Here is a 9,392-nt window from a genome sequence, read left to right as displayed (position 1 = left end):
GTCGGCGGCCTGTTGGTCGCGATCCTCGGCGGGTTCGTGTGGAAGCGCGCGACCGGTGCGGGCGCGCTGTGGTCGATGGGCGTCGGCACCGTCGTCACGCTGGGCACCATGGCCGTCGTCGGCGACGACCACCCCGTCGCGGGAACCGACCAGGCGGACGCGGACCACCACCCCGGCGCCCCCGCCGGCGGGCTCCTACGACCAGCAGTTGATGGGCATGCTCTCCGGGGGCCACGACAGTTCGAACTGCGAACCCGTGACGCCGCCCGAGGGTGGCGCCGTGGCGACCGTGGACTGCACGCAGGCGATCACCCCGGGCGGGCCGGCGTTCACCCGGTACTCGCTGTTCGGCGACAAGGCGACGCTGGACGCCGCGTTCGAGCAAGCCGTCCGGGTGAACTCCGAGTTGCTGGAGTGCCCGGGCAGCGGCGTCGAGTCGCCGTCCACATGGCACTACACCGAAACCCCGGACCAGGTGGCCGGCCAGATCGCCTGCGGCACATACAACGACAACGCCGATGTGGTGTGGACCCATGACGAGAATCTGGTGCTGGCCGACGCGCAGGGCGCCGACCTGGAGGAGTTGCACAATTGGTGGCTGGAGTTCGGTTAGCCCGGGTTGACGTGCTGACGAAACCGCAGAAGCGAGCGAAAGGAACGAGATGAGCCGGGTGTTTGTGATCGGTGTGGGCATGACGAAGTTCGAGAAGCCCGGCGGACGCGCAGCTCGCGGAGCAGACCATGAGTCTGGCCGTGAGGATTGGGACTACCCCGACATGGCGCGTGAGTCCGGCACCAACGCGCTGCGGGACGCCGGCGTCGACTACACCGAGATCCAGCAAGGCTATGTCGGCTACTGCTCGGGTGATTCGACCTCGGGGCAGCGGGCGCTCTACGAGCTCGGCATGACGGGCATCCCGATCGTGAACGTCAACAACAACTGCTCCACCGGCTCCACCGCGCTGTACCTGGCCGCCCAGGCCATCCGCGGCGGGTCGGCCGACTGCGTGCTGGCGCTGGGTTTCGAGAAGATGCAGCCCGGTTCGCTGGGCGCGGGCGCGCACGACCGCGAATCACCGCTGGGACGCCACATCAAGGCGCTCGCCGAGATCGACGAGTTCGCATTTCCCGTGGCACCGTGGATGTTCGGCGCGGCGGGGCGCGAACACATGAAGAAGTACGGCACCACCGCAGAGCATTTCGCCAAGATCGGCTACAAGAACCACAAGCATTCGGTGAACAACCCGTACGCGCAGTTCCAGGACGAGTACTCGCTGGAGGACATCCTGGCCGCGAAGATGATCTCCGATCCGCTGACCAAGCTGCAGTGTTCGCCGACCTCGGACGGCTCGGCGGCGGTGGTGCTCGCCGGTGAGGACTATGTCGCCAGGCACGACCTGGCCGGGCAGGCCGTCGAGATCGTCGGTCAGGCCATGACGACGGACTTCGCGTCGACGTTCGACGGAAGCGCCGCCAACATCATCGGTTACGACATGAATGTCAAAGCGGCGCAACAGGTCTACGACCAGTCCGGATTGGGCCCGCAGGATTTCCAGGTGATCGAGCTGCATGACTGCTTCTCGGCCAACGAGCTGTTGCTGTACGAGGCCCTGGGACTGTGCGGGCCCGGGGAGGCGGCCAAGCTCATCGACGACGACGACACCACCTACGGCGGCCGGTGGGTGGTCAACCCCTCCGGTGGGTTGATCTCGAAGGGTCACCCGCTGGGTGCGACGGGCCTGGCGCAGTGCAGTGAACTGACCTGGCAGTTGCGCGGCACCGCCGACAAGCGTCAGGTCGACGGCGTCACCGCCGCGCTGCAGCACAACATCGGGTTGGGCGGCGCCGCGGTCGTCACCGCCTATCAGCGCGCCGAACGTTGAACCTTCCCGGCCCGGGCACCGTGTCACAGGCGGGAGGCGTTGCGGAGCGCTCCTGAGGGAGGTCCGAGCATGCGGACATGGTGGATCGCCGCGGCGTCGGTGCCCGTGGTCATGTGTGCCGTCGCGGGGCCGGCGGCCGCGCAGCAGCAGAACCCCGTCGACGTCATCGCGCAGTGGGAGTCGGCGGGTTACAGCGTCAACATCGACCGGATCGGCAGTGCGCCGATCGGCGACTGCGTCGTCACCGGGGTCAGGAATCCCCAGCAGGTGGTGCGCCCGGTGTTCGTGATCGGCGGGGACGACCGTGACGATGTCGACGTGTTCGATGTCGTGGTACACCGGTCGATCTCGGTGTCGCTGGACTGCACCGGCTGACCATGGACAGCCGCCGAACGTACGGTTCGTGACGGCTTTCGACCTGAATCCGTCACAAACCGTACGCTCGCGCGTGGTGGGGCACGAATCACCAGGGCCGGCCGGCCCAAGACCCGGTACCAGTGGCGTTGAGCGCTCGGCAGCTAGGCCGGGGTCGGCTGCAGCGCGCGCGGACCGCCGACCGCCATCGGCTCGGTCGCCAGGAACTGCGAGTACAGCGTCTCGATCGACGACTCGACCGAGAACACGCTGACGGCACCGGAGTAGTCGGCGACGTACATCCGCGAGCTGTCGGCGCCCTGCGTGACACAGGACGGCCGCGCGTCCACGGCCAACGCGTCGACGACGTCGAGGCTGAGTGTGCAGAGCACGGCGACCCGGTCGTAGTCGACGATGTAGGCGCGGGTCTGATCGGCGCTCATCGTCATCTGCGTGGGCGCGCCGCCCAGGGTCACCCGGTCGGTGACGCGCATCGTGGCCAGATCCAGCACGTGGACGGCGCCGCCGACCACCCGGTCGGACGTCAACACGTAGACCGCGCCGCCGGCGTAGGCGATGTCGCGGATCGGGGCACCGATCGGCACCACCCGGTGCACGAGCGAGGTTTCGGTGTCGACCACGATCAGCCGGCTCCCGGCCGCGTCGGTGACGGCCGCGTACAGCCGCTTGCCGTCCGGATCCGCGGCCAGCGCGTCCACGTTGGCCGCCGGACCGGACCCGATGCCGATGGTCCCGACCCGCTCGGCGGTGACGTCGATGACCGCGACGTCGATGCGGTCGTGCGCGCCGCGACCGGCGTACACCCGCTTGCCGTCCGGATCCGCCGCCAGCGCGGTGACCCCGAAGGCCACCGGGTAGGTCGCGACGACGGCCCGGGTCTCCAGGTCGATGACCTTCACGGCGTCGAAGCTGTCGGCCGCGACGCTGACGAAGGCGCGGTCCTCGGACACGGCCACCGCGGTGGGCTCACCGTCGACCGCGACGGTGCCGACCACGGTCAGCGTCGTGTTGTCGACCAGGGACACGCTGTCGTCGCCGGGATTGGCCATCACGACGGTGCGCTGGGATGCGGCGATGTCGCCGATCGGGCCCCGGGACACCGCGAGACGACGTTCCAGGACGACGTCGCTCTTCGCCGTCTCGGTCGACGGCTCCTGGGAGCCGTTGGACTTCACGCGCCCCATGGGCACCGAAAAGTTTGCCATGTGATCTGGTACCTCCGCCGGCAGACGTCTGCCAGGCTCTAGATTCCGTGCTCGGCGCCCGAGTGGGCGCTCGTCTGAATCGAGTGTAGCGATGGAAATCTACGGTCAGGCCCGACGCAATGGCGGGCGGCCCGACGCAGAGCCGAACCTCTCAGCGCACGCTTAAGAAACACGTCGTGATGAATTCGTGACGTTCCGCCGGCAACAATGAGGACGCCGGCTGAACAGCACGGAAACACGGCGAGCAAGCGTCCCGGCAATCCGGCGCCGAAACATCTTCGTAACGGTTTCTTAGCTTTCCGCGGCAAAGTGAGCGCCAGATCACATCGGGACGCGGCAGCAAATCCACCAACGGAACGCCGGTGGAGCGGGAGAGCGCGTATCACGCCGGCCGGGCGCCCGGGGTTGCCCGCATAAGGGATTCGCTGGAAACGCGTCAGGCGGGTTTGGCGCCACGCACCGACGAGATCGTGGTGACCGGGATCAACCCCTCCGGGTCGCACAGCCCCAGGACACGGGCCACCGCGGGACTGGCGACGACACACCACGTGACTTCTTCGCGGGCCAGGTGTGCGCTGATCGCGTACAGCGCCGAGGCCCCGTCGAAGGCCATGAAGTTCACCTCGGTGAGGTCCAGCACCAGCGATGCGCTGCCGCCGGCCGCCTCACGAACGGTGTGGGCGAAATGTTTGGCGTTGGCCGCGTCCACTTCACCACACACCGACACCGTCGCCTGCCTGTCGGCGCCGGTGCCCTCCGTGCGGCACACGAAGGTCAGCGACGTCGACGCTATGGAGAAGCGCCGACAGTCAGCCGACCTGCTGCGGATGGACGTAACGGTCATCGCAGGACAATTTACCTGCGCGATGGTTACGACTGCTCGGCTTTTTGTCGCTCCTCGTTCGCCTTGGCCGCTGCTCGGGCGCTCTCGGCCTCGGCCTCCTTCTGGGCGGCCTCGCGCTGCGCGTCGGCTTTGTCCTGCTGCGCCTGGCCCTCGCGTTGCAGGTCATCCCGGCCGGTGACGACGCCGGCGACCTCTTTGGCCTTGCCCTTCACGCCTTCGACGACACCCTTGACGCCTTCTTCCGGGCCCGATTTCTTATCGCTCACGAGACGCTCCTTGTCTGCCGGGGATACCGCGTGCGCGAAGCGTCTGTTCCCCAGGCACGGAATCACCAAACCTGCCGGTTTGCTGCACGCCCTCACGCCTCGTCTCGATCCGGACCCGGAGCGGTGTCGAACGCGTGACAAACCTGTCCAAATCGTGCAGGCGGCCTGCCCACACTCGATTGGGCGGCTAGCATCCGCACAGACGATTCCCAGGAGGCTCCATGCGCGCGCGGTTTGCCCTGTTGACGATCGCGGCCGCGCTCGCGGCGGTCGCCGCCGCACCGGCGGCTCACGCCACCGACGCCGACACCCAGTTCCTCGGGCTGGTCGCGGATCTGGGCCTCGAGTTCGCCACGCCGGACGAGGCGGTCGCGGCGGGCAACAACGTGTGCGACATCGTCGCCGAGGGCAGCGCCAACAACGTCGCTCCCGCCGAGATCCGCGCCGACATCATCTCCTCGCTGCTCGGCGAGGGACTCGACGAGGTCAAGGCCACGCAGTTCATGCTCGGCGCCGTCAGCGCCTACTGCCCCGTCTACGACGGCGTCGTCGCCGGCTGAACCGCCCCGCGCCGGGCGCTTCGGGCAGGGGCCCGGAATCTCCACGGAATCTCCACCTGAGCTCCAAGCGTTGCAACGTCCGCGTCGCGACGATGGTGTCTACTCGATGTCCTGGCCCCGCCGGTGACGCCCTCACACAAGGAGTAACGCCATGAAGAAGATCCTCGCCGCGGGCCTGCTGCCGCTCGGTGCCGCCGCGCTGGCCCTGGCCGCGCCGGCCCAGGCCGACTCCGCCGCCTCCACGATCAACCAGTTGCGCGCCCAGGGCTACGACGTGCGGGTCAACCGGGTGGGCAGCGCCCCCCTCGACCAGTGCACGGTGACCAGCGTGCGGAGTCTGCCGGTGGTCACCCAACCGTTCCCGGTCGACGACGATGACGTCAACGTGTTCACCGTCAAGCCGAAGCAGAAGGTGAACGTGACGCTGAACTGCGCGGGTTGATCTAAGTTTGGATCCCGTGTCTGCGGCGCCGTCCCCTTCCCGGTCTTCGTTTCCGCGGGGGATGGCGCTGCTCGTGGCCGGCGCCACGTTCATGGAGATCCTCGACGCCACCATCATCGCCACCGCCATCCCGGCCGTCGCGGCGTCGTTCGATGTGTCTCCCGTCGACGTCAACATCGCCGTCTCGGCCTATCTGCTGACAGTCGCGGTGCTGATCCCGGCCACCGGCTGGGTCGCCGACAGGTTCGGCATCCGGCCGGTGTTCCTCGCCGCGATCGTCGTGTTCACGCTGGCGTCGGTGGGATGCGCGCTCAGCGTCTCGCTGCCGATGCTGGTGGGCATGCGGGTGCTGCAGGGCGTGGGCGGCGCGATGATGGTGCCCGTGGGCAGGCTGGCCGTGTTGCGGTTCAGCGAGAAGGGCGACCTGGTGCGGGCGATCGCGCTGCTCACCTGGCCGGCGCTGACGGCTCCGGTGGTCGCGCCCGCACTCGGCGGCGCGATCGCGACCTACGGGTCCTGGCGCTGGATCTTCCTGATCAACATCCCGATCGGGATCCTCGGATTTCTCTTGGGGCTCAAGCTGATCCGCGGCGGACCGGCAGCAGAACCCCGCACGTTCGACTGGCGTGGTCTGCTGCTGCTCGGCACCGGCATCGCCGCGGCGCTGCTGGCGCTCGAGCACATCCGGGTCAGCGGCACCGACTGGATGCTGGTCGGCATCGGCGGTGGTGTGGCGATCGGTCTGCTGTCCGCGGCGGTCTGGCATCTGCGTCGCACGCCGGCGCCGCTGATGCGCCTGTCGGTGCTACGGGTGCGCACACTGCGCATCACGGTGTCGGGCGGATCGCTGTACCGCCTCGTCATCACCGCGGTGCCGTTCCTGTTGCCGCTGCTGTTCCAGCTGGAGTTCGGCTGGTCGGCGTTCACGGCGGGCCTGATGGTGGCCGCACTGTTCGTCGGCAACCTGACGATCAAACCGACCACGACGCCGTTGATGCGCCGGTTCGGCATCAAGCGGGTGCTGCTGGTCAACGGGGTGGCGTCGGTGGTGTGGTTCGGGGTGCTGGCCGCGCTGCAGCCGGACACCCCGGTCGTGCTCATCGCGGCCGCGCTGTACGTCAGTGGGGCGCTGCGGTCGATCGGTTTCACCGCCTACAACAGCCTGGCCTTCGCCGACGTCGACGGTGACGAGCTCACGCATGCGAACACGGTGAACGCCACGATGCAGGAGGTCGCGGCCGGCCTGGGCATCGCCGTGGCCGCGTTGCTGCTGACGGTGCTCTCATCGTTCGCGTGGGCCTTCGTCGCGTTGGGTGTCCTGCTCGCGCTGACTCTCGTGGAGACCCTGCGCCTGCCGGCCGACGCGGGCCGGCACGTCAGCGGCACGCGCTGAGTTCTTCGCGCGCGCCTCCCGCAAAAGTCTCGACCATCACTTTAGCCTTGGGGGCCGTGACCACACTGCTCGAGCCGTCGCTGGCGGAACTGGATTTCGACCCCGAGATCCTGTGCACCTGCCGCAAGTTCTGCGGCCCGCTCGCCCACCCGGCGCAGTGGTGGGTCACGTTGTCCTGCGGATGCCCCTATCCGATGTGCCGCCGCGCGTTGCGCATCGCCAACATCCGGTTGAAGGTCCGTCCGCTGACCTGCCGGCACTGCGAGACCGACCAGATCGCGATCCGGTCAGTCGTGCCGATCTGAGGGGCCCGGCGCCGCGGTGATCGCGGATTCCCCGTCGGTCCCGGCCGCAGCCGTCTGCGTCCGGGTCGGCCGCAGCACCGCGGGACGCAGCCGCTCCGGCAACGCACGCAGGAGTGCGCCGATCGCGAGGACGATGGTCAGCGCGGCGCCCGCGATGGCGACCACCGAGGCCGTCGGCAACAGGTTCTCCAACAGCATGTAGAACCCGAACACCAGGAACAATGCGGCCGCGGTGATCTGGATGAACCGTTCGGGGAGGTGCTTGCCCGCCACGGCGCCGACCAGGATCGCCAGTGCGTCGGCGGCGACCATGCCCAGCGTGGATCCGATCCACACGCCGAGCCAGTCGCGGTCCGCGGCGAGCGTGACGGTGGCGAGCATCGTCTTGTCGCCGAGTTCGGCCAGCACGAACGCCGAGGTGACCACGAAGAACGCCGGCGCGGTGGCCTTGGCCGCGCGGGAGGCCTCGTCGTCGGAGAGGGTGTCGCCGCGCAGTGTCCACAGCCCGAAGAACACGAACATGGCACCGGCGATGAGGCCGAGGAGATGGGTGGGCAGGGCCGCGCCGAGGTAGTGGCCGATGGCGACCGACAGCACGTGGACCGCGGTGGTGGCCACGGTGATGGCGCTCAATACGACCCACCACCGGTAACGCAACGCGAACATCATCGCGACCAACTGGGTCTTGTCGCCCAACTCGGCGACGAAGATGACGGCGAAGCTCAACAGCAGGGCGGCGAGCACGACAACTCCTCGGTGTCGGGGTCCGCCGCTCGGAGAGAACAGATGCCTCCGGCCGGCAGCCCAAACGGTCTGTACGGCCGAAGGTCTCGCCCACCGGTCGATGACCGGTCCGGACAACCGGGCCGTGCGGCGTGCCGCGTGGCCAGTATGTCGATTGCCGATTGGGGGCTACTCCCCTTCGCTGCCAACACCGTACACAGCGCCGGCACACCTGGCAACCCGCGCCTGACGAATTGCGCTCTCGCACAATAAGTTTGGACGCTCAACCGGAAAAGTTTGGGCACCCTTACTTCGTGAAGGGGACTCCCTGATTCACGCCACCACGCCGGCGAAGTGCACCGTCGCCCCGACCGCCAACAGCAGGAAGACGGCGGGGAAGGCGATGTTGTGGAACACCCGGGTCCGCACGTGCACCCACACCGCACCGACGAAGAACCCTACGAGACCGACCGCGGCCGCCAGTCCCAGCCACGGCGCGACGGCCAGGCCGAGCCCGAGTCCGACCGCGCCCGCCAGCTTCAGCCCCGCCAGGTAGGGGATCCACCTCGGCGCGACCCCCACCTCGGCGGAGTTGGCCAGCACGAACTGCGCGCGGGCCAGATCCGCGGCGGCGACCGCCGCGTTGGCCAGCGCACACGCCAGCGTCACGGCGGCCAGTGCGGTGGTCGCGAGGCCGCTCATCGGTGGTGTCCCGTCGGTATGCTCGTCATGTCGCCTCCGCTCGATCGTCGTGTCCTCTCACCTCTGATGACGATCCGCACGTGCGAAAGGTGACCGGTGGTGACATTCGATTCCGACCCGCGGCGGTCGGTGCAGGCGGGCTTCGTGCCGGAGCGACCGAGGCTGCTGTCGCTGGCCCATCGGCTCCTGGGTTCCGTGCACGACGCCGAGGATGCGGTCCAGACGGCGTACCTCCGCGTGGCGTCCGCGTCCGCGGCGGACATCGACAACGTGCCGGGATATCTGACCAGGGTGGTCACCACGGTGTGTCTGGATCAGCTGCGCGACCGTAAGCGTCGCGACACGCTCAGCCGCCGTGGCGAGCCGGTCCAGGTCGAGGCGTACGCCGCCGACGAGGAACTGCTGCGCCGGGAAGCGGTCGGCCGGGCACTGATGGTCCTGCTCGGGCGGCTCACCCCCGCACAGCGGGTGGCCTACGTGCTGCACGACCTGTTCGCGGTGCCGTTCGATCAGGTCGCCGCGGTGTTGGACGTGACGCCGGCCAGTGCAAAGAAGCACGCGAGCCGGGCGCGGGCCCGGCTGCGTCCGGCAGGGTGCGGGTGCTGCAGACGCCCGACGAGGGACACCACCTGCAGCAGGGCGAGATCCTGGTCGCGCAGATGACGAACCCGGACTGGCTGCCCACCATCCGCCG

The 9,392-nt window shown here is 68.7% G+C and carries 12 protein-coding genes and 1 pseudogene; 8 read left to right on the top strand and 5 right to left on the bottom strand.

Annotation, left to right across the window (positions count from 1 at the left end):
- The first annotated feature begins 280 nt into the window (after positions 1 to 280).
- From ASJ79_RS11680 to ASJ79_RS11670, 3 genes are all read left to right on the top strand, one after another.
- Positions 281 to 613, top strand: coding sequence for a hypothetical protein (locus tag ASJ79_RS11680; RefSeq protein WP_231750824.1), 333 nt, complete (start codon positions 281 to 283; stop codon positions 611 to 613).
- Between the two features lie 49 nt (positions 614 to 662).
- Positions 663 to 1,883 (top strand): lipid-transfer protein, encoded by a 1,221-nt coding sequence (locus ASJ79_RS11675; RefSeq protein ID WP_067955278.1) that lies wholly within the window; start codon positions 663 to 665, stop codon positions 1,881 to 1,883.
- A gap of 69 nt (positions 1,884 to 1,952) precedes the next feature.
- Entirely contained in the window at positions 1,953 to 2,258 is a 306-nt protein-coding gene (locus ASJ79_RS11670) for a hypothetical protein (RefSeq protein WP_067955277.1), read from the top strand.
- 143 nt (positions 2,259 to 2,401) lie between these two features.
- On the opposite strand, the gene ASJ79_RS11665 is transcribed toward ASJ79_RS11670, so the two are convergent.
- The 3 genes from ASJ79_RS11665 to ASJ79_RS11655 all read right to left on the bottom strand — a co-directional run bounded on the left by ASJ79_RS11665 (position 2,402) and on the right by ASJ79_RS11655 (position 4,573).
- Positions 2,402 to 3,463 carry a hypothetical protein gene (locus tag ASJ79_RS11665; RefSeq protein ID WP_082753785.1) on the bottom strand — a complete coding sequence of 354 codons (1,062 nt, stop codon included), beginning with the start codon at positions 3,461 to 3,463 and terminating at the stop codon, positions 2,402 to 2,404.
- A gap of 436 nt (positions 3,464 to 3,899) precedes the next feature.
- The gene (locus ASJ79_RS11660; RefSeq protein WP_067955275.1) at positions 3,900 to 4,307 is read right to left on the bottom strand and encodes an STAS domain-containing protein; all 408 of its coding nucleotides are present in this window, start codon (positions 4,305 to 4,307) and stop codon (positions 3,900 to 3,902) included.
- Between the two features lie 26 nt (positions 4,308 to 4,333).
- The gene (locus ASJ79_RS11655; RefSeq protein WP_067955274.1) at positions 4,334 to 4,573 is read right to left on the bottom strand and encodes a CsbD family protein; all 240 of its coding nucleotides are present in this window, start codon (positions 4,571 to 4,573) and stop codon (positions 4,334 to 4,336) included.
- Between the two features lie 221 nt (positions 4,574 to 4,794).
- Between ASJ79_RS11655 and ASJ79_RS11650 the strand changes: the two genes are divergently transcribed.
- The 4 genes from ASJ79_RS11650 to ASJ79_RS11635 all read left to right on the top strand — a co-directional run bounded on the left by ASJ79_RS11650 (position 4,795) and on the right by ASJ79_RS11635 (position 7,273).
- Positions 4,795 to 5,133 carry a DUF732 domain-containing protein gene (locus ASJ79_RS11650; RefSeq protein WP_067955273.1) on the top strand — a complete coding sequence of 113 codons (339 nt, stop codon included), beginning with the start codon at positions 4,795 to 4,797 and terminating at the stop codon, positions 5,131 to 5,133.
- A gap of 151 nt (positions 5,134 to 5,284) precedes the next feature.
- Positions 5,285 to 5,575: a hypothetical protein gene (locus tag ASJ79_RS11645; RefSeq protein WP_067955272.1), complete on the top strand. Its 291-nt coding sequence runs from the start codon at positions 5,285 to 5,287 to the stop codon at positions 5,573 to 5,575.
- A 61-nt stretch (positions 5,576 to 5,636) separates the two neighbouring features.
- Positions 5,637 to 6,968 carry an MFS transporter gene (locus ASJ79_RS11640; RefSeq protein WP_067955270.1) on the top strand — a complete coding sequence of 444 codons (1,332 nt, stop codon included), beginning with the start codon at positions 5,637 to 5,639 and terminating at the stop codon, positions 6,966 to 6,968.
- A 56-nt stretch (positions 6,969 to 7,024) separates the two neighbouring features.
- Positions 7,025 to 7,273, top strand: coding sequence for a hypothetical protein (locus ASJ79_RS11635; RefSeq protein ID WP_231750823.1), 249 nt, complete (start codon positions 7,025 to 7,027; stop codon positions 7,271 to 7,273).
- On the opposite strand, the gene ASJ79_RS11630 is transcribed toward ASJ79_RS11635, so the two are convergent.
- Complete coding sequence (locus ASJ79_RS11630; protein ID WP_067955266.1) at positions 7,256 to 8,017, bottom strand: TMEM165/GDT1 family protein; 762 nt, start codon at positions 8,015 to 8,017, stop codon at positions 7,256 to 7,258. The genes ASJ79_RS11635 and ASJ79_RS11630 overlap by 18 nt on opposite strands.
- Before the next feature lie 312 nt (positions 8,018 to 8,329).
- Positions 8,330 to 8,698: a DoxX family protein gene (locus ASJ79_RS11625; RefSeq protein ID WP_067955264.1), complete on the bottom strand. Its 369-nt coding sequence runs from the start codon at positions 8,696 to 8,698 to the stop codon at positions 8,330 to 8,332.
- 129 nt (positions 8,699 to 8,827) lie between these two features.
- On the opposite strand from ASJ79_RS11625, the pseudogene ASJ79_RS33860 reads away from it, so the two are divergent.
- Positions 8,828 to 9,289: pseudogene (locus ASJ79_RS33860) on the top strand (sigma-70 family RNA polymerase sigma factor); the annotation flags it as partial.
- Positions 9,290 to 9,392 lie beyond the last annotated feature (103 nt).

The organism is Mycobacterium sp. NAZ190054 (assembly GCF_001545925.1).
Lineage (GTDB): Bacteria > Actinomycetota > Actinomycetes > Mycobacteriales > Mycobacteriaceae > Mycobacterium.
This window is presented reverse-complemented; position numbering and strand designations above follow the sequence as displayed.

Coding starts and splice junctions, on each gene's coding strand:
- ASJ79_RS11675 (WP_067955278.1), top strand. CDS start 663: ATGAGCCGGGTGTTTGTGATCGGTGTGGGCATGACGAAGTTCGAGAAG.
- ASJ79_RS11670 (WP_067955277.1), top strand. CDS start 1,953: ATGCGGACATGGTGGATCGCCGCGGCGTCGGTGCCCGTGGTCATGTGT.
- ASJ79_RS11665 (WP_082753785.1), bottom strand. CDS start 3,463: ATGGCAAACTTTTCGGTGCCCATGGGGCGCGTGAAGTCCAACGGCTCC.
- ASJ79_RS11660 (WP_067955275.1), bottom strand. CDS start 4,307: ATGACCGTTACGTCCATCCGCAGCAGGTCGGCTGACTGTCGGCGCTTC.
- ASJ79_RS11650 (WP_067955273.1), top strand. CDS start 4,795: ATGCGCGCGCGGTTTGCCCTGTTGACGATCGCGGCCGCGCTCGCGGCG.
- ASJ79_RS11645 (WP_067955272.1), top strand. CDS start 5,285: ATGAAGAAGATCCTCGCCGCGGGCCTGCTGCCGCTCGGTGCCGCCGCG.
- ASJ79_RS11640 (WP_067955270.1), top strand. CDS start 5,637: ATGGCGCTGCTCGTGGCCGGCGCCACGTTCATGGAGATCCTCGACGCC.
- ASJ79_RS11625 (WP_067955264.1), bottom strand. CDS start 8,698: ATGAGCGGCCTCGCGACCACCGCACTGGCCGCCGTGACGCTGGCGTGT.